The following is a 19,764-nucleotide window of genomic DNA, read 5'->3' on the forward strand; positions in this document are numbered from 1 at the left end:
TTTATGAATATATTTAATAAATTACGTGAAGATATCATTAGTGCAGCTAGACAAATATGCGATAATGAAGATGTGTTAAAATTGGCGGCTATAGAAATTCCTAAAGATAATCTCAATGGTGATCTTTCAAGTAATATAGCTATGATTATCGCTGCAAAACAAAATATTAAACCTAAGGAACTAGCTATTAGATTTAAAGAACTATTAACGCCTCTTCCATATATCGCGTCTATAGAAGTTGCTGGTCCAGGATTTATTAACTTTACTATCAAAGCTGATATGTGGCATAACTCTATCAATGATATATTGCTGGATAAGGAGGATTTTTTTAAGATTAATTTTGGTAATAATCAAAAGGTTAATATTGAATATGTATCTGCAAATCCAACTGGTCCTATGCATATTGGTCATGCTAGAGGTGCTGTTTATGGTGATGCTTTAGCCAAAGTTCTAGATAGTACTGGCTATATTGTTACCAAAGAATATTACCTTAATGATGCCGGCTCTCAAGTGGATGACTTAGCTAGTTCAGTTATTTTACGTTATAAACAAGCATTAACAAAAGAAGAGATCGTAATACCAGAAGGGCTTTATCCTGGAGAATATTTGGTAGATATTGGACAAAAGTTGGTGGAAAAATTTGGTGATAAATTATTAACAATGACCGATAACCAACGTCATGAACTCGTTAAGGATTTTGCAGTAGAAGAAATGTTAGCTATAATTAAGCAGGATTTAAAGGAGCTAGATATTGAACACGAGGTATTCTTCTCGGAAAAGTCACTGCATGATAGTGGTAAGATTGATGAAGTTGTACAAATGCTTACTAAAATGGGACTAATATATGAGGGGCAGTTGTCCCCTCCTAAAGGTAAAATAGATGAATCTTGGGATTCAAGAACTCAGAAATTGTTTAAATCTACGGCTTTTGGTGATAATCAAGATAGACCAATAGAAAAATCTGACGGTAGTTGGTCATATTTTGCCTCTGATTTAGCTTATGCTAAGGATAAAATAGATCGTGGTTTTGATCATCTAGTTTACATTCTAGGTGCAGATCATTGTGGTTACGTAAAAAGAATTGAGGCAATAGTTAAAGCCCTTGGTAGAGAAAAAGTTAAAGTTGATGTTAAGATTTGCCAGTTAGTAAATTTTGTTGAAAACGGTATCGCTATAAAGATGTCAAAACGTAGCGGTAATTTTACTAGTGTGCGAGATGTAACAAATGAGGTAGGTAAAGATATAATAAGATTTATAATGCTAACCCGTAAAAATGATATTGCTCTTGACTTCGACCTAGTAAAAGTAAAAGAACAATCAAAAGATAATCCTGTATTTTACGTACAATATGCTCATGTTAGGACAATATCTATACTGGAAAAAGCTAAAGAATCCATGCCAAAAGCATATGGTAAATTCTTAGAGAATGAGTATGACTTGTCGTTACTTTCCAGCGAAGAGGAAATAGAAATAATTAAACTTCTTGCTTCATGGTCAAAAGTTTTAGAGATTTCGGCAAAATATTTTGAACCCCACAGAGTAGCTTTTTATCTGATTAATTTAGCTTCAAAATTCCATGCTTTATGGAATTTTGGCAAGGAAAATAATGATTATCGGTTTCTAATTGAAGATAATATAGAGTTAACCACCGCTCGCCTTGCTTTAGCAAAATCTATTCAAAAGATTATAAAAGTTGGTTTTGATGTTATAGGGGTAACACCTATGAATAAAATGTAATAAAGTATTGTAATTTACAAGTTGATGACTAACCGCACTTTACTCTTATTAATTATTCTCTCAATAATTAGTGGTATTACATATTTAGTTTATACTAATTACAGCCGAAATAGTGGTCAAGTAGTAATAATTTACCCTGATCCATCACCTACAAAAATTAAACCACAAGATAGTGGTGGGATAGTAATACCAAATGCAAATAATATAATTTATGAGAGTTTACAACAAAAAAAGACCAACAAACCTGTAATATTACAACCTGAACCGGAAAAGCCATTAAATATTGCTAAACAAAAACTAGCAGAAAGTGATGAAGAACTTGACTCGATAGACACGATTTTATTTAGTATAGTAGAAACTGATCAAGCTAAGTATGAAAAACACAAACTAAGTAAAGATGAAGAAGGAACAGAAACAATTTTACCTAATATAGTAAGAAATGACTTGGTGCAAAAAGAGAATTTAATAGAGCAAAAATTTGTTCCAATAGTTCAACCATCTAATAATAAAGCTGGTTTAAATGTCATAAAAGTTACTGAATCACATCGCAAAATTGATGAAACACAGTTAAATAAGTCGAATCAAGGTGGTTATAAAATTCAACTAGCCTCGGTAAAATCTGAATCAGAAGCTAACCAAGAAGGAGAAAGAATCAAAAAAAAATATGCAAAAATTCTTAATAATACGGTAGTAAATATTAAGAAGATACAATCTAGTACAGGAAGTTTTTTCTATTTAGTATTAGTAGGTAACTACCAAAGTATAAGCCAAGCTAAAGCGATCTGTAAGAAACTATCTGACAATCAGCAAGGTTGTATAATTACTAACCGTTGATGTATTAAAGAAAATTGTAGAAATATAAGTAGTTCAGTGCTATAACTGTAAGATAAGTTAGTGTTCTATTTATTAATTTTTAGGGTAATGAATGTTTAGTAAATATATAGTTAATATTTTTCTTTTTATTATAATGCTAATTTTATCTAGCTGCTCTGTCTACAAAGCTGCTTCTAATGAAGGTATTTCAGTATCAGATATAACTAAATGCCAAACGAAAGGTTGTTTTCTATCTCATGGTATGGAAATTGTTGATCGTCATCAAGAAGAAAATGGAAAATATATGGAAACATATAGGGCTATGGCAAGAAAATCTGGTTTGAATTATTTAAGAGCTGCTGGGCATGGAGTACTTGATGTTATGACTCTTGGAGTATGGGAAGTGGCAGGTACTCCAGTTGAAGGGGCTATATCTAATAACCGAGGTTATATTACAGCTAGGGTTACTTATCCGTATAAAGAAGCAGATAAGTTTGAAAAGATCGAAATTTATGACGCTAATGGTAAGAAGGTTAAGTAAAGTTGGAGTCTAAGTAATCAAGCTGATCAATATCATACCAAAAAATATTATATTTATGAACATTAAAATTAAGAAATTAGAACATTCTGTAGATCTTTTGCCCAGTTATGCTACTGAGCATAGTGCTGGTATGGATCTAGTAGCAGCAAATATTGAACCAATCACTATAAAACCACAAGAAGTAAAGTTAGTACCCACGGGAATTTGTATAGCATTACCTAGTCATTTAGAAGCTCAAATCAGACCAAGATCAGGTTTGGCACTAAAACATGGTGTTACCGTGCTGAATTCACCTGGTACAATTGATGCTGATTATCGTGGTGAGATAAAGGTAATTTTAATTAATCATCATCCTAAAGAAGATTTTGTAATTGAGCGTGGCATGAAAATTGCTCAAATGGTTATTGCTAGATATGAGCAGATATTATGGGATGAGGTTAATTCGTTAGATGAAACCTCTAGAGGTTCTGGTGGATTTGGTTCGACTGGGAAATTCTAAATTAACCTGAATTCGATATAAGAATTATTAATTCTTATATCGAATTCAGGTTAAATAGATAATTTTTTACTTTAATTCTAAGAATTTGGCAAATCAAGGCAATATCCTATAGCACGGATCGTTTTTATAAATACCTCAGATTCTTTATTTTTTAGAGATGTTCTTATTCTATTTATATGTACATCAATAGTACGTAGATCAATAGCTGTATCTCTGCCCCACACTTTGTCTACAATATCTTGACGGGAAAATATTACTTTAGGTGCTTTGATAAAAAGTTGTAAAATCTTAAATTCTGTTGGTCCTAAACGAATTATCCTGCCGTTATTAGTTACTTTATAGGTAGTAAGATCCATACTTACTTCCTTATATTTTATAACTTTATCTTGTAGAATTAAATTAAATCGTCGGAGTAATGATCTTATTGAAATCATTAGCTGATCTGAAGTGAATGGTTTAGTAAGAGAAACAACAAAGTTATTATCTTCCAAAGTATAATTAGACGGTGATTCTCCGGAATGTAGCAAAAAAATTATTGGTACTTTCTCTAAACCATTAATTTCTCTTAGTTTAGTTGCTATTTCTGTAGCAACTTTATCTTGTACCATCGAATCAACAATAATTATGTCAGGGTGATTTGCAATAGAGGAAGCTATAGCTTTTTCTATTGTGTTAGCCTTAACAAGATTAAACCATGCTCTCTCTATGACATTAGATAAAGAAACGTTAATGCTTTTAGTTGATTCTATAATAAGAACTCTAGGCGGTAATTTATCAAACATTTTAAATACTAATTAAATGAAGACTTTAGGCATGACTAAATTCTTCTCTGTATACCCAAATGATTGAGGGATTGGAGCATAAAACAAGGTATAAGCATGCTAGACATACATGTAAGTAATGTGAAGTACGCAAATCCTCAAAGTTTTTGCTGAGTCAATTTTTTAAAGTAAAAAGAGTATAATTCAGTTATGCAAGAGTCTAATGTTACATATATTGTGAATTTATTGTAATGATATTAATTTGACTTTTTAAAGTGCAATATTATCGAATTAATTAATAAATTTCTACTAAATTTATTAATATAAGTCTACTAATTTAATTATTTATTTACAATCCGTGTAAAACGGTTATATTTTTGCAATCAAAAGGTATTAGTGATTTATTAATTATGCTCTATAATAAAGATAACACTTGAATTAAATGTTTTTTATTGTTATAAATGGCTTTATTTTGTAGCTGGAGATTCTTATATATGGCTTTTTACGAATCAGTTTTTATCATACGCCAAGATATTTCGTCTGCTGATGTAGATAAAATTACCGATGACTTTACTAAAATTGTTAAAGATAGTAACGGTGAAGTTATTAAAACTGAATATTGGGGTTTAAGAAGTTTAGCCTATAAGATTGGTAATAATAAAAAAGGACATTATGTTTTTATGGGGCTTAAAACTGATTTTTCGGTAATAAATGAACTGGAAAGGAAAATGAAGCTAAGTGAAAATATTATTAGGTTTGTTAATATCAATGTTGATTCAATAAGTGCTGAACCTTCGCCGATTCTAAGAAGTAAAGGTTCAGATCATGAAGAAATAGTTGATGTAACAATTAATAAAGACTAAATAGTAATAAAATTGGAAAAGATTAAAATGTTTGAGAATGATGCTGTTGACTCTCAGTCAATGACTAGAATGGTTGATAGAAGTAATAAAAGAGTGTTTTTTAGAAAACGTAAGGGATGTCCTCTTTCTATTCCAAATGCTCCAGTAATTGATTACAAGAACCCTGATTTGTTAATAAAATTTGTATCAGAAGGTGGTAGAATGTTGCCTAGTAGGATTACCAATGTATGTGCCAAAAAGCAAAGAAAACTGAAGAATGCTATAAAAATTGCTAGAATCCTAGCGTTGTTGCCTTTTGTATTTCAAATTTAAGCAGAGGAATAAGATGGAAGTTATTTTGATTAAACCTGTAAGAAAACTTGGAAAGATTGCAGAGATTCTTAAGGTAAAAAAGGGGTTTGCTCGTAATTATCTTATCCCCAGAAAATTAGCAATTAGGGCAACAGAACCTAATAAACAGTTCATAGAAGCCCAAAAACATGATCTTGAAATGAAGGAGCTAAAAATAAGATCTGAGGCAGAAGCTATTAATAATGTTATAAGTGGTAAGGAATTAATATTTATTAAGCAGTCTGCTGATGATGGTCGGTTGTTTGGTTCAGTGAATAATAAAGAAATTGCTGAAAGTTTGTCTAAGGCTTCTTTGCACTTAATATCACATTTAAGTATAATTCTTGAGAAACCGATAAAGTCAACAGGTGTATTCGTGGTAGAGGTTAGGTTGCACGCTGAGCTTAGTACAAATATAACGGTAATTGTTGCAAGGTCAGAATCTGAAGCACAAGATTACTCAAGGAACAATAAGCAAGATACTATTGACCTCCTTGAAAGTTCTGATCAACAAGAAACCTCTACTCCTAACGATGTGGAGCAGATATAAGGTTTTGTCGCATTTGTAAATCGTGTTCTAACGAAAATTGTAAAACCTTAGATTTTGGACATTATGATGCCATGAGCATAACAAAATTCTCAAAAGTAGAAAAATTATTATTAGCTCCAGTAATTTGTTTTTTTTGAATCATATGAATATTTTCTATAGCAGTAATAGCAGCAGAGCGAAAACTCTTAGAACCAAGCATTGGCTTAGTTCGTTTCTTGATAAAGCGGTGGTCTTGTTCAACTATATTAGATATCTTTGGTAAACTCTACTTCTGCTGGTAACTTATTCATGCTACCGGTACTCTCTGCTCCTCACGTACATCATCGTTCTCTGCAGGTTGAGGTTTCGTAGCTTCTGTAAATTCCTCAGCATAAGCGAGTTTGCCAATGCTCTAGAATGGTTAGAGGAGAATCAAGAAAAGATAGAACTGAAATTATTTAAAACTTATCAGAAGCACAATAACGTACCTTCAGTTATGCTTTTATACGATGTCACTTCCAGCTATTTCGAAGGAACAGAGAATGAACTTGCGGAATATGGGTACAATTGGGATAAAAAGAAGGGTAAAAAGCAAATAGTGATAGGTCTATTAACTGATGATCATGGCGAACCTTTGGCTGTTAGAGTTTTTAAGGGTAATAGTGCTGATCCTTCTACCATTTATGAGCAGATAGAGCTAGTAAAATCTAATTTTGGTATTAAGAATATCGTCTTTGTTGGTGATAAAGGAATGATTAAGGAGGCAGGCAAAGAAGCCCTGACCAAAGAAGGATGGGACTATATTACAACCTTAAGTAAAGTTGAGATTGAAAGCTTAGAGAAAAGCGGAGTTTTGCAATATAGTTTTTTTGAAGAACAGATATGCGAAATAACTAGTAATGGTAAAAGATATATTTTAAGAAAAAATGGTTCTATAGCCCGAAAAGTTGAGTTTGATAGGAATAACCGAGTTGAAAAACTAGTTAGCAAGGTGGAAGAACGTAATATAACCTGAGTTCGATATAAGTGTAGAAGGATTATATAAAGATATAAGGGTTGCGGTGTAGTGGGAAGTGAATTAAAGTTACTAATTTTAACTGACAATTAAAGAGGTAACTATGTTGGCTTCCCTAGAGGAAATATTCTGTTCAATTGATGATTTTTGTAAGTATTTTGATAAAAATAATCAAAATTATTTTTTAGCAAATTCAGGCAAGAAAAGAAATAAGCCCTGTAGCATGAGTTTATCCGAGATAATGACTATTATAATATTGTTTCATATTAGTCATTATCGAACCTTTAAATACTATTATATTGACTGCGTACAAAGAGTTCTAAAAGCTTATTTTCCAAAGGTAGTGAGTTATAATAGATTTGTTGAATTAATGGAAAGTAGCTTGATGCCCCTTACTATTTTTTTACATGGCATTACCGATAAAGAAACAGGAATATATTTTGCAGATTCAACAACACTAGATGTTTGTCATATAATCATATAAAAGGAGAAAAAAGGCACAAGGTCTTTAAGGGCATAGCAACAAAAGGCAAAAACTCAATGGGATGGTTTTTTTGCTTAAAACTTTACTTGATAATTAATAATGAAGGTGAGTTAATGGCTTGTAAAATGACATCTGCAAATGTTGATAATCGTTTTCCTGTAGCAAAGTTAATGAAAAAATTGCAAGGTTGGCTATTTGTTGATAAGGGGTATTTAGGACGACCTATTATTAAGCAGCTTAAAAAGCAAGTCGTAGATATATTTACCAAAGTAAGAAAGAACATAAAAGCACGTATAATGACAGAGATTCAAGAGTTCTTTTTAGGTAAAAGGGGTATCGTAGAGACTGTAATAGATCAGTTAAAAAATTGCTGCCAAATTGAGCATTCAAGGCATCGAAGTCCAACTAATGCATTTGTCAATATAATCTCAGGGCTTATTGATTCAAGCCACGCAAACCAGCAATAAAGCCTAATAAATTAAAAGCACAAAAATTGCTCCTTACGTTAAACTGAGATTACTATATATGTATCAACGCATAAGAAAGCAAAGCCAAGAACTGGTTTAAATAATATTCAAAAAATTGCTGAAGAATGGCGGATAGATAAATTTATTAACCTAAAATTAGACGACAACCAAATAGTGGTTGAAATTGATCAAGATAAGAAAAAAGAATTATTTGCTCTTGATGGTTGTTATGCGATTGAAACACAGATTGAAATTAAACTGATGAGTAAAGAATTGGTTGATAAAGCTTACCATAATTTACATGAAGTAGAATCGAATTTTAGCAGTATGAAGACGGGATTACTCGAAGTAAGGCCGATTTTTTTAAGGAAAAGCAATAGAACAAAGGGACATGTATTTGTCTGTATGTTGGCATTAAAAATATGGCACTATATGAAAAATAAGTTGAAACAGGGTCGTGGAGTAACTAAGGATGGTAAATATAATGTGACCATTGAGGAAGCATTAAGAGAGTTGGAAAAATATGTTTTTTATATTACACTATCAAAGGTTGTAAAGTAGCAAGATTATCAAAATTAACGTCTCTTCAACAACATTTATTCAATTTATTTGATCTAACAATGCCCCAAATGACAAAATCTGCAAAATGATAAAATGTAGTCAGTAAAGAAAATTTAATTTTCTATCCCATACACCGCATACTAACCTCGTTTTATGGCACAATTTTGATCCTATCCATCTCGAAGATAAGTCGCGTAGGAATAATGGTTTGACTACGTTTCGTTCGCTCGTCACCCGTACGCCTAACTAACCAACTCTTAAAATTCATCAAGTATATATATTGGGAAATATTTATTTTGCTAGGCTTGGTGAATATAAAAAAATACTTAAAGAAAGAGCTGTTTTTAAAATTTGATAAACAATCAGTTAAAGGTAGTGACAGCGAAAGTCGGACTTGAGCAAATATTACAAAAGTAATAACATGCTATAATTAAGTCTTTAAAGGAGGTAATCCAGCCGCAGGTTCCCCTACGGCTACCTTGTTACGACTTCACCCCAGTCGCTAATTTTACCGTGGTTGGCTGCCTCTTACGTTAGCTCACCACCTTCAGGTAAAACCAACTCCCATGGCGTGACGGGCAGTGTGTACAAGGCCCGAGAACGTATTCACCGCGGCATGCTGATCCGCGATTACTAGCGATTCCAACTTCATGCTCTCGAGTTGCAGAGAGCAATCCGAACTGAGATATCTTTTAGGGATTTGCTCCACGTCACCGTCTTGCTTCCCTCTGTAGATACCATTGTAGCACGCGTGTAGCCCAACCCATAAGGGCCATGATGACTTGACATCGTCCCCACCTTCCTCCGGCTTATCACCGGCAGTTTCCTTATAGTTCCCGGCATTACCCGCTGGCAAATAAGAATGAGGGTTGCGCTCGTTGCGGGACTTAACCCAACATCTCACGACACGAGCTGACGACAGCCATGCAACACCTGTGTGTGGTCCAGCCGAACTGAAAGGATGCATCTCTGCTTCCCGCGACCACCATGTCAAGGGTTGGTAAGGTTTTTCGCGTAACATCGAATTAAACCGCATGCTCCACCGCTTGTGCGAGCCCCCGTCAATTCCTTTGAGTTTTAATCTTGCGACCGTACTCCCCAGGCGGAGTGCTTAATGCGTTAGCTACGAAACCGAAAGAAATTCTCCCGATATCTAGCACTCATCGTTTACGGCGTGGACTACCAGGGTATCTAATCCTGTTTGCTCCCCACGCTTTCGTGCATCAGCGTCAGTTGTAGCCTAGATGACCGCCTTCGCCACCGGTGTTCCTCCTAATATCTAAGAATTTCACCTCTACACTAGGAATTCCATCATCCCCTACTACACTCTAGATTAGTAGTTTTGAAAGCAGTTCCGAGGTTAAGCCTCGGGCTTTCACTTCCAACTTACTAAACCGCCTACGCACTCTTTACGCCCAGTAATTCCGAACAACGCTAGCCCCCTCCGTCTTACCGCGGCTGCTGGCACGGAGTTAGCCGGGGCTTTCTTGGTCAGGTACCGTCATTATCTTCCCTGCTGAAAAGGGCTTTACAACCCTAAGGCCTTCGTCACCCACTCGGTATTGCTGGATCAGGCTTTCGCCCATTGTCCAATATTCCCCACTGCTGCCTCCCGTAGGAGTCTGGACCGTGTCTCAGTCCCAGTGTGGCTGATCATCCTCTCAGACCAGCTACAGATCGTTGGCTTGGTAGGCCATTACCCTACCAACTACCTAATCTGACGCGGGCTCATCCATCAGCGATAAATCTTTCCTCCGAAGAGAATATACGGTATTAGCATTTATTTCTAATTGTTATTCCGTACTGATGGGCAGATTCCCACGTGTTACTCACCCGTTTGCTACTAACTAATTCAGAGCAAGCCCTAAATTAATCCGTTCAACTTGCATGTGTTAAGCATACCGAAAGCGTTCGTTCTGAGCCAGGATCAAACTCTCAAGTTTGATCCTGTCTACTTTTTATTCAAAAAATTGACAGGTTTAATTTATCACTTTTAGTGATAAGTACATTTTGCTGTCACTACCTATATCTGATTATTTACTTTTAAAAACAGCTACGAACAATTAATGTTCGTCTTTTCGTAGGAGTAATTATATACAAAATCTACCATCCTGTCAACTGGTATTTTGAACTTTTTTTATAATTTCCTTATTCATTTTATCTACGACCCATGGCATACTCTACTAACAAATTCTTAATAGGCTGTATATTATCAATAGTTTTAAGCCCCAAACGTCTTAGATACCACAAGGGTTTTGAATGGTTTGAGAAAATACTATTTAAGCTTTCAGTAATCATATACATATGAAAATTATCATTTTGTCTTAATTTTTGATATCGTTCTAGCATTCCTGTACTTATAGCACTACTAGCCACTAATTGAGTTAAAGTTTCAATATCCTTTATTCCTTGATTCAAAGCCTGACCAGCTAGAGGATGAATTGTATGGGCACTATCTGCCACAACTGCTATTTTATTATAAAAATATTTACTAGCTATACGAGCCTTTAAAGGAAAAGAGCTAATAGTACTATCTAAAGCAATAGACCCTAAAGAATTCCCACAATTTTTACTTACTAAATACTCAAATTCTTCCTTTGGTAAGCTCATCAATAATGCAGCCTGCTCTTGCCCAGTAGTCCATATTATAGATGAGGCCTTTTGGTCTCTGAGAGGTAAAATGGCAAAAGGACCAGATGGCATAAAATGTTCAATAGCACAATTTTCGTGATCTTTCTCATGCTTAATATCAAACGTTAAGGCGATTTGGTTATAGGTTTTCTCTATTTTATTAAAAAAATAATATTGACGAACTTTAGAATTACGTCCATCACAAACAATCAATAAGTCACTATTCATAGTCTTATTGTCATCTAGATATATGGTTGAATGATCAGGTTTACTATCAACTTTTTTATAATCACACTGATCAATTACCTTAATCAAAGGGTTTTTTCTAACATTTGCTAGTAATATTTTTTTAAATTCACTATTTTTTACTATATAACCTAATGCATCATTTCCCTTAATATTTGACATACATAGCATCTCTGGTGCTTTATTATCAACAACATAGACGTCCAACATTTTGCTAGCTATCTTCTCAATCTCAAACCATACATTAAGACCTCTTAGAAACTGCATAGAAGCAGGGGTTAAGGCGGTCGTTCTGATATCAGTACAAAAATTATCAGAATTTATCGATTGATACTCAAGGATGGTAGTCTTAATATCCTCTTTCGCAAATGATAATGCCGTAAGCATACCACTGAAACCACAACCCAATATTATTATTTGTTTTTCCATCACATCACATTATTAGATTGATTGATAAAATACTTTAAATATGCTCCACTTGCTATAAAACTTAAGAGAAAATAAATTATAGCAATGTCTAGATAACAATTATTCATTTTAAATGAACCAAGAAAACAAATGAATAAGGTTATTATACTAGTTAAACTATTTAGCACTAAGAGTTTGACAAAAATATTTACATTTTTAAGTAATAAATAGATCATTAAACCAATAAACAAAATATTGATAACTAAATAAAAATTTATCATAGACCTAATTTTCAAGCAAAATGTTTACAACCTAGTTGATTATTTGTCCATTCTAGCATAATATCCTGGTATCACTAAGAGTTTTACGATTTTTTATTTATAAAAATTTATTTTATGCACGACACTGATATCATAATAATTGGAGCAGGTCCAGTTGGGTTATTTGCTATTTTCCAAGCTGGAATGCTTGGTATGCGTTGCCATGTTGTTGACTCGCAAGCAATAATAGGCGGGCAATGTAGCATACTTTATCCAGAAAAACCGATATACGACATACCAGCCTACCCTAAAATTATGGCAGAAGAGCTGGTAGCACAATTGGCATTGCAAGCAAAGCCGTTTGAGCCGGTTTATCATCTCGAACAGCAAGTTATACAATTGAAAAGAGAAGAGGGATTTTTCCAAATTACCACTTCTAAAGACACCCTAATTACTGCTAAAGTTATTATTATAGCTGCTGGATGCGGTTCTTTTGGACCTAATAGACCTCCATTACCTAATATAGAAGCATTTGAGGGAAAATCAGTATTTTATTTTATCAATAACCGCAATAGTTTTGCCAACAAAGAAATTGTAATAGCTGGTGGAGGCGATTCGGCTGTAGACTGGGCAATATCACTATCTGAAATTGCTAAAAAAATATATTTAGTGCATAGGCGTGAGAGATTTCGGGCAGCGAATGAAAGTATAAGACAACTCAAAGAACTAGCAAATAGTGGCAAAATTGAGTTAGTAATTAATTATCAACTAGAGCATTTAGTAGGAAAAGATGGTATCCTAGAAGCAATCGGAGTAAAGGATTTTGAAGGGAATATTCGCACCTTACCAGCAAATATATTATTGCCATTTTTTGGACTTAGCCAAGAACTTGGTCCGATAAAAAATTGGGGATTAAATCTCAAAACTAATCATATAATTGTAGAACCTTCATATTTTGAAACAAATATTTCAGGCATTTATGCAATTGGTGATATTGCTAGTTATCCGGCAAAATTAAAATTAATTCTTACTGGTTTTGCCGAAGCAGCTAGCAGCTTACATCACGCCTATGGCAGGGTATTTGAGGGTAAGGCCTTACACTTCGAATATTCAACTACCAAAGGAGTGCATAAATAGTGAATGAACGTAGTAATATAATCAATGGTAAATATGTTGCAGAACAAATATTATCTAAGTTAAGGGCAGAGATTAATTTAATCAAGGAGCAACACAAGTTAGTACCAACTCTTGCTATTATACTAGTGGGTGATAACCCAGCTAGTAGTATATATGTAAGAAATAAGATCAAAGCAGCAGGAGCAATTGGTATGAACGCTTTGCAAATAAATTTGCCCAGTGAAATTGATATTGACCATATGCTGCATGAAATCAGCATACTCAACAATGATTCAAATATTTCTGGAATTATCGTACAACTTCCTCTACCTGAACATATCAATAAAAATTTAATCTTATCTGCCATCGATCCTAGCAAAGATGTCGATGGTTTCCATCCTATAAATGTTGGTTATCTACATAGTAACTCAGACAATGGCTTTATACCTTGCACGGCTCTTGGTTGCATTGAGTTACTTAAACAAGTTGAACCAAATTTAGCTGGAAAAAATGCTGTAGTTATAGGGCGTTCTAATATTGTAGGTAAACCATTATCAGCTTTATTACTTAGAGAAGATTGTACTGTGACGATATGCCATTCAAGAACTCAAAATTTAAGTTCTATAACTTCCCGTACTGATATAGTAATATCTGCTATTGGATATCCTTTAGCATTAACAAAAGAATATTTCAGTCCTAACTCTATAGTTATTGATGTTGGTATTAGTAAACTTCCTAATAGCGACAAGATGGTAGGAGACGTTGATTTTACCAATGTTGTTGATAAAGTGAGATATATAACCCCAGTTCCAGGTGGTGTTGGACCAATGACTGTCGCTTATTTGCTAAAGAATACACTTAAAGCAGCAAAACAAAATATAACACATATTAGGTATAAAAGATGAGCTGGCTTTGTAAAGGTATTATTGCCATTTATTGGTTTCTAACCATAGCCTATGCTGAAATAGAGTTCTTGCATAACTCTACTTCTACTGGTAATTTGGGCGTCGGGACTAGACTCGAATCCTCACGTACACTAGAGTACGCTACGGTTCTGCGTTCCGATCCTCCTACAAATTCCCTAGTAGAAGCGAATTCTGCTAGAGTTCTAATATTAGAGAATAGACCTTTTGATAACAAAGCTATTGATCAACTTAAAATATATTTACGTGAAATAAAATCCATGGCTGTGGACTTTAGCCAAGAGGATTCAGCAGGGAATAAAGCTGAAGGTAAGTTATTAATAAATAAGCCTTCTAAGTTTCGATGTAATTATTACCCACCATTCCCTTTGGTAGTTATTGGTAATACTAATTATGTTTCCGTGTATGATTATGATATGAAACATGTAAGTCGTATTAAGGCAGAGGAGAATGTATTTAATTTTTTATTAGAAGATAGTATAGATTTTGATAAATATTTCAAAATTGAGTCAGTAATAGATCAAGATAATATGTTTAAAATTACTATTTATCATACTTTATCAGAGCGGCGTAGTCAGATTACCTTTGATAAAAAAACTAAACAAATAAAAAAGCTAGAAATACTTGAAGATGAAAATGTTATTACCATAATATTTAATCATATTGCAAAAGTACAAAAATTTGATGATGATTTATTTAAGCTTAAGAATCCAGACATATTCGGAACACCAAGTAGACTGACAAAAAACGATATAGAAAAAAAATACAATTTAGCTACTTAAATAACTTGCCTCTAGATGATAAAAGAACTATTTTATCATGTGCTAGTAGTGGGCATTGGTGCTGTTCAGGTGGTCAGGTTCGAAAGGAAGCAGCCAAAATAGTCTCTAGTGGGTCATTACTAGCATACTCTTCTGTTTTCAAGAATTGGATTTGAAATCATTTGAGTAGATCATATTTTTGTGAATATACCATAGTGACAAAAACAACTGACCAATATATTAATTTTGCTAGAAAATATCGCCCTACTAATTTCTCTGAGCTATACGGACAAGAAGTTTTAACAAAAATTTTAAGCTATACTATTCTAAAAAATCGTATATCTCAAGGTTATCTTCTTACTGGTATTAGGGGTGTTGGCAAAACTACTTCAGCACGTATTATCGCTAAAACTATTAATTGTACCAATCTGATAGTTGAAGGTGATAGTATTAAACCTTGTGAGAGTTGTCAGAATTGTAGCAGTTTTAATAAAAATAACCATCCCGATATAATTGAAATTGATGCTGCTAGCAAGACAAGTGTTGATGATATCCGTAAAATAATAGAAAGTAGTGAATATAAGCCGCTAATCGCTAGGTACAGTATCTTCATAATTGATGAAGTTCATATGCTCTCTAAAGGTGCATTCAACGCTCTACTTAAAATCCTTGAAGAACCACCAGCACATGTAATATTTATATTTGCTACTACTGAACCACAAAAAATTCCATTAACCGTAATTTCTAGATGTCAGCGATATGATTTAAGGAGGCTAACATTTGATGAGATTTTTCAATTGCTTCAGTCCATCGCTAAAAAAGAACAGTTAAACGTTGAGATAGAGGCTCTTAGAATAATTGCATCTAGATCTGATGGTTCAGCTAGAGATGCAGTTTCAGTACTAGACCAAGCAACAAGCTTGGCAGCAGGAGACTTGATCACTCCTGAAATCGTTTATCAAATACTTGGTTTGGTGGATACAGCTAGTATAGTTAAGTTTTTTGAATATATTATTCAAAAAGATGCTGCTAAATCTATTGATTTAGTAAACAATCTCTATATGTCTTCAGCAAATTTAGAAACTTTTGTAGCATTAGTTGCTGATTTTACTGCCTATCTTAGTAAAATAAAGATATTACCTAATTATCAAAATCCTATATATGTATCTTTTAATGATAATGTTACAAATATTCTAACAAAAATTACTCTTCCTCAATTATCTATTATTTGGCAAATATATAGTAAAGGAATTATAGAGATGAAAACTTCACATAATCAATTGATAGAAGCTGAAATGCTGGTGATAAAATCTATTTACTCCCAAATGTTACCATCGCTAGAAGAATTAGTGGAATATAATGATGGGGAGCAACTAGAACAACCGGTATTACAACAATCAACTAAGAACTATCAAATTACCGGTTTTCTTGAGTTTTTACATTTGCATAATGAGATGGAAGTTTATTACAGATTACTAAACCAAGTGGAGTTAAAATCTTTTGTTCTTCAAACTATAGAAATTGCTGGAAGCGATCTCAACACAAAAATAAAAGAACAAATTGCTAATTTATTATTTGCTTGGTCAGGAAAAACTTGGAATGTTATCATTACAAAACAGTTAAAAATAATCACTCTTAAAGAACAATTGCTAAATAAAGTAAAATCAAGTCAAGATTGGAAAATTTTAACACAACACTTTCCAAATGTTACAATTTCAGATATTTTGTTAGAAAATTAAAAGGTACATAGTATGACAAATTTTAATCAATTTTTAAAACAAGCTCAGTCAATGCAGGAAAAAATGGCAAATGCTGAATATTTTGGAAAAGCAGGTGGTGGGTTAGTAAATATTACCGTTAGTGGTCGTGGAGAGGTTCGAAAGGTCTCTATTGAGTCCTCTTTGCTTAAAGAAACAGAGAAGGAATTATTGGAAGATTTAATTGTTGCTGCTTTCAACGATGCTAAAAGCAAGGTCGATGAAGATTCACAAAACTCTATGTCTGATGCTTTAGGTAATATTGGTTTGCCACCTGGACTAAAGATGCCATTTTAAATCCTCCCAACTTCCGCATAGAGGATTTGTTACATGGATCATGAGTAGGTCATTCCCGCATAGGCGGGAATCTATAATATCTCATAGCCTTTGCAGGCATGTCTATAGCAACTACCGATCGCGGCTTTTAAATTATCCTGAGACTTACTCTTTAACAGTTTTTTCTTGCTTAGATAAAAGCTGTGCTTGCTCAATACTCTTGTCTAATTCTACTTGACTACAAATTCCAAGTAAAACTGGATCACGTGGGCGAATGTTTTTCATGTTCCAGTGACTACGATCACGGATAGCTTCTATGGTTGACTTAGTAGTACCAACGAGTTTTATAATTTGATTATCTAAAATTTCTGGACAATTTTTAAGTAACCAATATATCGCGTCTGGTTTATCCTGACGTCTAGCAATAGGAGTATATCTAGATTGTTGTTTTTTCTTTGTACTTACCAAATCATAGGCACTACTCACAAAAAGTCTTAAACTACTACTTGGATCTTTCGTGCAACGCATTATTTCTTCTTTAGTTAATTGTCCTCCAGCAATAGGATCTAACCCCATAATACCTTGAGACACTTCACCATCAGCAATACCTTTAATTTCAAGCTCATGAACCCCACAAAAATCAGCTATCTGCTTAAACGTTAAAGCAGTATTATCAATCAACCAAATAGCAGTTGCTTTAGGCAGTATAGGTAATTTTTGTTGTGAACTCATAGTAAAAAACTAATAATATAATATTGATATGTCTAGAAAAGATATAGTCTCTTCTAACTAATAAGTCAACAATAGACATCTTAGACTATTTCAATTTCTCGCTTAATTAGGTCAGGCAAGCCTAAAACCTAAAACCAATACCTACTGCAATCATTAACGGATTAAACCTTACTTTAGATGATATAGGTTGTTTTACTAAACTATTTTTATAATCAACTTTGGTATTAAGAAAATACTGCCTTACATCTAAGTTAATCAATGTATCATCCTTAGCATATAAGTCAACCCCGATCTGTAATACAGCACCGTGACCATTTTTGACGGTACATCCTTTAGATTTACTGAACATATAAGCTCCATGATAACCAACGCCAACATAAGGTCTAATAGCACCAAAGGGAGCTATATGATATTGTCCCGTAACAGTCAGGGGTATCATATAAAGATCTTTTCTCTTACCAACATCTGCTGGATTACCACCATAATTATAAGCCACATTTTTTAAACTATTATTTTTAGGACGTAATACATTAAAACCTAAAGATAACTCTGCAGCAACATTACTAGCAAAGAATATTGATGTAGAAGCATCAAAACCGTAACCATTTTCAACAAAATTACCAATCGATACTGGGCTTGCGGCGGTAGCCTTAGGAAAGCCTTTTTGCTTTGCACTAGATTTTATCCCCCCCCCTCTTATTTTAAACACAAGATTACCTTCATTTTCATAATAATCGGCATCATAGTCATTATTAGTTAAATCAGAATTAGCAAAGCTAGAGATACTTACACAACTTACCAATAGCAATATTCCAAATTTTTTTGTGACTTTTATCATAACTATAAACCTTTTCTTGCTTTAAATATATTGCTGTATTATATATATTCTTTCTTATTTGGAAATCAAATTGATAATAAGATTTTTAAACTTGTTTAACATTAGTGACACTATAACACTAAATATAGAAAACACTAATACAAAAAATATAAAAAAATAACGAATTAAGGTCTATACAATGAATAATAAATTAAACACTTATTTTGTTGGTATTGGTTGGTTTATATTAAGCTTGATAAGTAGTGTAACTAATGACATAATAGCAAAATATCTTGGACTTAGGCTACATAGTTTTGAGGTGGCTTGTTTTCGCTTTTTCTTTAGTGCTTTAATTCTTGTCCCTTTTATTTTATATTATGGGAAACAGACTCTTACAACTAATCGTCCTTTTATACATATTGCAAGAGGGGTTTTATTGTTTTTTGGTATGACGTCTTGGACTTATGGTCTCAGTATTGCCCCAGTGACTACTGCTACAGTTATTAGTCTTGCTACACCTTTATTTACTCTAGTGCTAGCAGTGTTTTTCTTAAATGAGAATATTATTTGGCAAAGATGGGCAGCAACTTTATTTGGTTTTATTGGTATTGTTATTACCCTGAGACCTCATGCTAGTGACTTTAATCCACAGATATTGATTTTTGTTTTAGCTGCTATAGCTTTTGCCATGTTAGATATTATCAATAAGAAATTTGTAGTAAAAGAATCAATGATTAGTATGCTATTTTATTCTGCTTTAGTAACATCTTTAGTATCAATACCACCATCAATAATGTATTGGCAAACACCTACCAGTTCAGAATTTATTTTGCTATTTACCTTAGGAGCTGGGGGTAGTTTAATCTTATTTTTCTTATTAAAGGCTTTCTCTCTAGTTGATGCCACAGCCACAGCCCCTTATAGATATTTAGAGTTAATAATTTCAGCATCAGCTGGATATCTTGTGTTTAATGAAATCCCTGAAAACAGTACTTTATACGGAGCATTGATAATAATACCTGCAACATTGTTTATAATATATTCTGAGAAAGGAAATATAACACAAAATGATAAAGCTACTGCATGAAGAAGCACTCACAATACCTCTATTCGATATAAGAATTGTTAATTCTTATATCGAATAGGCTTGTTATAAGGAAAAATGCATTCTTGAAGCGGCTGGCACGAATGCATTCTGATCTATTATTAGCAAATGAAATATTTAACAATCAGGCGC

General features: G+C 33.4%; 22 protein-coding genes, 1 rRNA gene, 1 other RNA gene and 1 pseudogene. 18 read left to right on the forward strand and 7 right to left on the reverse strand.

The genetic code is table 11. The annotated features are described in order from the left end of the window. Positions 1-3: 3 nt before the first annotated feature. The 4 genes from argS to dut all read left to right on the forward strand — a co-directional run bounded on the left by argS (position 4) and on the right by dut (position 3,590). The gene (gene argS / locus AAGD19_RS02145) at positions 4-1,737 is read left to right on the forward strand and encodes an arginine--tRNA ligase (protein WP_341748144.1); all 1,734 of its coding nucleotides are present in this window, start codon (positions 4-6) and stop codon (positions 1,735-1,737) included. A 24-nt stretch (positions 1,738-1,761) separates the two neighbouring features. Continuing rightward, positions 1,762-2,571 carry an SPOR domain-containing protein gene (locus AAGD19_RS02150; protein WP_341748145.1) on the forward strand — a complete coding sequence of 270 codons (810 nt, stop codon included), beginning with the start codon at positions 1,762-1,764 and terminating at the stop codon, positions 2,569-2,571. A gap of 91 nt (positions 2,572-2,662) precedes the next feature. Then, positions 2,663-3,091 (forward strand): hypothetical protein, encoded by a 429-nt coding sequence (locus tag AAGD19_RS02155; protein ID WP_341748146.1) that lies wholly within the window; start codon positions 2,663-2,665, stop codon positions 3,089-3,091. A gap of 55 nt (positions 3,092-3,146) precedes the next feature. Beyond that, the gene (dut, locus tag AAGD19_RS02160; RefSeq protein ID WP_341748147.1) at positions 3,147-3,590 is read left to right on the forward strand and encodes a dUTP diphosphatase; all 444 of its coding nucleotides are present in this window, start codon (positions 3,147-3,149) and stop codon (positions 3,588-3,590) included. A 77-nt stretch (positions 3,591-3,667) separates the two neighbouring features. Here the strand turns inward: dut and AAGD19_RS02165 are convergent, their stop codons facing one another. Next, positions 3,668-4,372, reverse strand: a complete 705-nt coding sequence (locus AAGD19_RS02165) for a winged helix-turn-helix domain-containing protein (RefSeq protein ID WP_341748148.1) — start codon at positions 4,370-4,372, stop codon at positions 3,668-3,670. A 473-nt stretch (positions 4,373-4,845) separates the two neighbouring features. Between AAGD19_RS02165 and rpsF the strand changes: the two genes are divergently transcribed. From rpsF to rplI, 3 genes are read left to right on the forward strand one after another with little or no spacing between them, the layout of a single operon-like run. Further along, positions 4,846-5,214 (forward strand): 30S ribosomal protein S6, encoded by a 369-nt coding sequence (gene rpsF / locus AAGD19_RS02170; RefSeq protein ID WP_341748149.1) that lies wholly within the window; start codon positions 4,846-4,848, stop codon positions 5,212-5,214. Positions 5,215-5,241: 27 nt separating this feature from the next. After that, the gene (gene rpsR, locus AAGD19_RS02175; RefSeq protein WP_341748426.1) at positions 5,242-5,526 is read left to right on the forward strand and encodes a 30S ribosomal protein S18; all 285 of its coding nucleotides are present in this window, start codon (positions 5,242-5,244) and stop codon (positions 5,524-5,526) included. A gap of 13 nt (positions 5,527-5,539) precedes the next feature. Continuing rightward, the gene (gene rplI / locus AAGD19_RS02180) at positions 5,540-6,094 is read left to right on the forward strand and encodes a 50S ribosomal protein L9 (RefSeq protein ID WP_341748150.1); all 555 of its coding nucleotides are present in this window, start codon (positions 5,540-5,542) and stop codon (positions 6,092-6,094) included. A 61-nt stretch (positions 6,095-6,155) separates the two neighbouring features. On the opposite strand, the pseudogene AAGD19_RS02185 reads toward rplI, so the two are convergent. Beyond that, positions 6,156-6,347: pseudogene (locus AAGD19_RS02185) on the reverse strand (IS6 family transposase); the annotation flags it as partial. Positions 6,348-6,569: 222 nt separating this feature from the next. Here AAGD19_RS02185 and AAGD19_RS02190 point away from each other — a divergent pair. From AAGD19_RS02190 to AAGD19_RS02205, 4 genes are all read left to right on the forward strand, one after another. Beyond that, entirely contained in the window at positions 6,570-7,088 is a 519-nt protein-coding gene (locus AAGD19_RS02190; protein ID WP_341748151.1) for a transposase, read from the forward strand. 103 nt (positions 7,089-7,191) lie between these two features. After that, entirely contained in the window at positions 7,192-7,572 is a 381-nt protein-coding gene (locus AAGD19_RS02195) for a hypothetical protein (RefSeq protein ID WP_341747354.1), read from the forward strand. Then, positions 7,554-8,039 carry an IS982 family transposase gene (locus tag AAGD19_RS02200; protein ID WP_341747355.1) on the forward strand — a complete coding sequence of 162 codons (486 nt, stop codon included), beginning with the start codon at positions 7,554-7,556 and terminating at the stop codon, positions 8,037-8,039. The genes AAGD19_RS02195 and AAGD19_RS02200 overlap by 19 nt, the downstream gene beginning before the upstream one ends. A gap of 174 nt (positions 8,040-8,213) precedes the next feature. Beyond that, on the forward strand, positions 8,214-8,600 hold the full coding sequence (locus AAGD19_RS02205; protein ID WP_341748152.1) for a hypothetical protein: 387 nt from the start codon (positions 8,214-8,216) through the stop codon (positions 8,598-8,600). Positions 8,601-9,040: 440 nt separating this feature from the next. Here AAGD19_RS02205 and AAGD19_RS02210 read toward each other — a convergent pair. The 3 genes from AAGD19_RS02210 to AAGD19_RS02220 form a co-directional block, all read right to left on the reverse strand. Continuing rightward, a 16S ribosomal RNA gene (locus AAGD19_RS02210) occupies positions 9,041-10,543 on the reverse strand. Positions 10,544-10,757: 214 nt separating this feature from the next. Continuing rightward, positions 10,758-11,906 (reverse strand): FAD-dependent monooxygenase, encoded by a 1,149-nt coding sequence (locus tag AAGD19_RS02215; RefSeq protein ID WP_341748153.1) that lies wholly within the window; start codon positions 11,904-11,906, stop codon positions 10,758-10,760. Further along, a complete protein-coding gene (locus AAGD19_RS02220; RefSeq protein WP_341748154.1) occupies positions 11,906-12,166 on the reverse strand; it encodes a monovalent cation/H+ antiporter complex subunit F in 261 nt (86 codons plus the stop codon). Before AAGD19_RS02220 ends, AAGD19_RS02215 begins: the two co-directional genes overlap by 1 nt. Before the next feature lie 114 nt (positions 12,167-12,280). Here AAGD19_RS02220 and AAGD19_RS02225 point away from each other — a divergent pair, with 114 nt between their 5' ends. The 6 genes from AAGD19_RS02225 to AAGD19_RS02255 all read left to right on the forward strand — a co-directional run bounded on the left by AAGD19_RS02225 (position 12,281) and on the right by AAGD19_RS02255 (position 16,999). Further along, a complete protein-coding gene (locus AAGD19_RS02225) occupies positions 12,281-13,282 on the forward strand; it encodes an NAD(P)/FAD-dependent oxidoreductase (protein WP_341748155.1) in 1,002 nt (333 codons plus the stop codon). Then, positions 13,282-14,166: a bifunctional 5,10-methylenetetrahydrofolate dehydrogenase/5,10-methenyltetrahydrofolate cyclohydrolase gene (locus tag AAGD19_RS02230; RefSeq protein WP_341748156.1), complete on the forward strand. Its 885-nt coding sequence runs from the start codon at positions 13,282-13,284 to the stop codon at positions 14,164-14,166. Before AAGD19_RS02225 ends, AAGD19_RS02230 begins: the two co-directional genes overlap by 1 nt. After that, a complete protein-coding gene (locus AAGD19_RS02240; RefSeq protein WP_410520822.1) occupies positions 14,163-14,966 on the forward strand; it encodes an outer-membrane lipoprotein carrier protein LolA in 804 nt (267 codons plus the stop codon). The genes AAGD19_RS02230 and AAGD19_RS02240 overlap by 4 nt, the downstream gene beginning before the upstream one ends. A gap of 36 nt (positions 14,967-15,002) precedes the next feature. Further along, positions 15,003-15,098, forward strand: an RNA gene (gene ffs, locus AAGD19_RS02245) — signal recognition particle sRNA small type. A gap of 59 nt (positions 15,099-15,157) precedes the next feature. Continuing rightward, positions 15,158-16,684, forward strand: coding sequence for a DNA polymerase III subunit gamma/tau (dnaX, locus tag AAGD19_RS02250; protein ID WP_341748429.1), 1,527 nt, complete (start codon positions 15,158-15,160; stop codon positions 16,682-16,684). A 12-nt stretch (positions 16,685-16,696) separates the two neighbouring features. Next, positions 16,697-16,999: a YbaB/EbfC family nucleoid-associated protein gene (locus AAGD19_RS02255; protein WP_341748157.1), complete on the forward strand. Its 303-nt coding sequence runs from the start codon at positions 16,697-16,699 to the stop codon at positions 16,997-16,999. Between the two features lie 144 nt (positions 17,000-17,143). Here AAGD19_RS02255 and AAGD19_RS02260 read toward each other — a convergent pair whose 3' ends face one another. Both AAGD19_RS02260 and AAGD19_RS02265 read right to left on the reverse strand, forming a co-directional pair. Beyond that, positions 17,144-17,710 (reverse strand): cell cycle transcriptional regulator TrcR, encoded by a 567-nt coding sequence (locus AAGD19_RS02260; RefSeq protein WP_341748158.1) that lies wholly within the window; start codon positions 17,708-17,710, stop codon positions 17,144-17,146. Positions 17,711-17,831: 121 nt separating this feature from the next. Beyond that, positions 17,832-18,548 (reverse strand): OmpW family outer membrane protein, encoded by a 717-nt coding sequence (locus AAGD19_RS02265; protein WP_341748159.1) that lies wholly within the window; start codon positions 18,546-18,548, stop codon positions 17,832-17,834. Positions 18,549-18,726: 178 nt separating this feature from the next. Between AAGD19_RS02265 and AAGD19_RS02270 the strand changes: the two genes are divergently transcribed. After that, the gene (locus tag AAGD19_RS02270) at positions 18,727-19,614 is read left to right on the forward strand and encodes a DMT family transporter (protein ID WP_341748160.1); all 888 of its coding nucleotides are present in this window, start codon (positions 18,727-18,729) and stop codon (positions 19,612-19,614) included. Positions 19,615-19,764: the final 150 nt, after the last annotated feature.

Origin of the sequence: Candidatus Tisiphia endosymbiont of Dascillus cervinus (assembly GCF_964026405.1) — a bacterium.
Lineage (GTDB): Bacteria > Pseudomonadota > Alphaproteobacteria > Rickettsiales > Rickettsiaceae > Tisiphia.

Coding starts and splice junctions, on each gene's coding strand:
- argS (WP_341748144.1), top strand. CDS start 4: ATGAATATATTTAATAAATTACGTGAAGATATCATTAGTGCAGCTAGA.
- AAGD19_RS02150 (WP_341748145.1), top strand. CDS start 1,762: ATGACTAACCGCACTTTACTCTTATTAATTATTCTCTCAATAATTAGT.
- AAGD19_RS02155 (WP_341748146.1), top strand. CDS start 2,663: ATGTTTAGTAAATATATAGTTAATATTTTTCTTTTTATTATAATGCTA.
- dut (WP_341748147.1), top strand. CDS start 3,147: ATGAACATTAAAATTAAGAAATTAGAACATTCTGTAGATCTTTTGCCC.
- AAGD19_RS02165 (WP_341748148.1), bottom strand. CDS start 4,372: ATGTTTGATAAATTACCGCCTAGAGTTCTTATTATAGAATCAACTAAA.
- rpsF (WP_341748149.1), top strand. CDS start 4,846: ATGGCTTTTTACGAATCAGTTTTTATCATACGCCAAGATATTTCGTCT.
- rpsR (WP_341748426.1), top strand. CDS start 5,242: ATGTTTGAGAATGATGCTGTTGACTCTCAGTCAATGACTAGAATGGTT.
- rplI (WP_341748150.1), top strand. CDS start 5,540: ATGGAAGTTATTTTGATTAAACCTGTAAGAAAACTTGGAAAGATTGCA.
- AAGD19_RS02190 (WP_341748151.1), top strand. CDS start 6,570: ATGCTTTTATACGATGTCACTTCCAGCTATTTCGAAGGAACAGAGAAT.
- AAGD19_RS02195 (WP_341747354.1), top strand. CDS start 7,192: ATGTTGGCTTCCCTAGAGGAAATATTCTGTTCAATTGATGATTTTTGT.
- AAGD19_RS02215 (WP_341748153.1), bottom strand. CDS start 11,906: ATGGAAAAACAAATAATAATATTGGGTTGTGGTTTCAGTGGTATGCTT.
- AAGD19_RS02220 (WP_341748154.1), bottom strand. CDS start 12,166: ATGATAAATTTTTATTTAGTTATCAATATTTTGTTTATTGGTTTAATG.
- AAGD19_RS02225 (WP_341748155.1), top strand. CDS start 12,281: ATGCACGACACTGATATCATAATAATTGGAGCAGGTCCAGTTGGGTTA.
- AAGD19_RS02240 (WP_410520822.1), top strand. CDS start 14,163: ATGAGCTGGCTTTGTAAAGGTATTATTGCCATTTATTGGTTTCTAACC.
- AAGD19_RS02255 (WP_341748157.1), top strand. CDS start 16,697: ATGACAAATTTTAATCAATTTTTAAAACAAGCTCAGTCAATGCAGGAA.
- AAGD19_RS02260 (WP_341748158.1), bottom strand. CDS start 17,710: ATGAGTTCACAACAAAAATTACCTATACTGCCTAAAGCAACTGCTATT.
- AAGD19_RS02265 (WP_341748159.1), bottom strand. CDS start 18,548: ATGATAAAAGTCACAAAAAAATTTGGAATATTGCTATTGGTAAGTTGT.
- AAGD19_RS02270 (WP_341748160.1), top strand. CDS start 18,727: ATGAATAATAAATTAAACACTTATTTTGTTGGTATTGGTTGGTTTATA.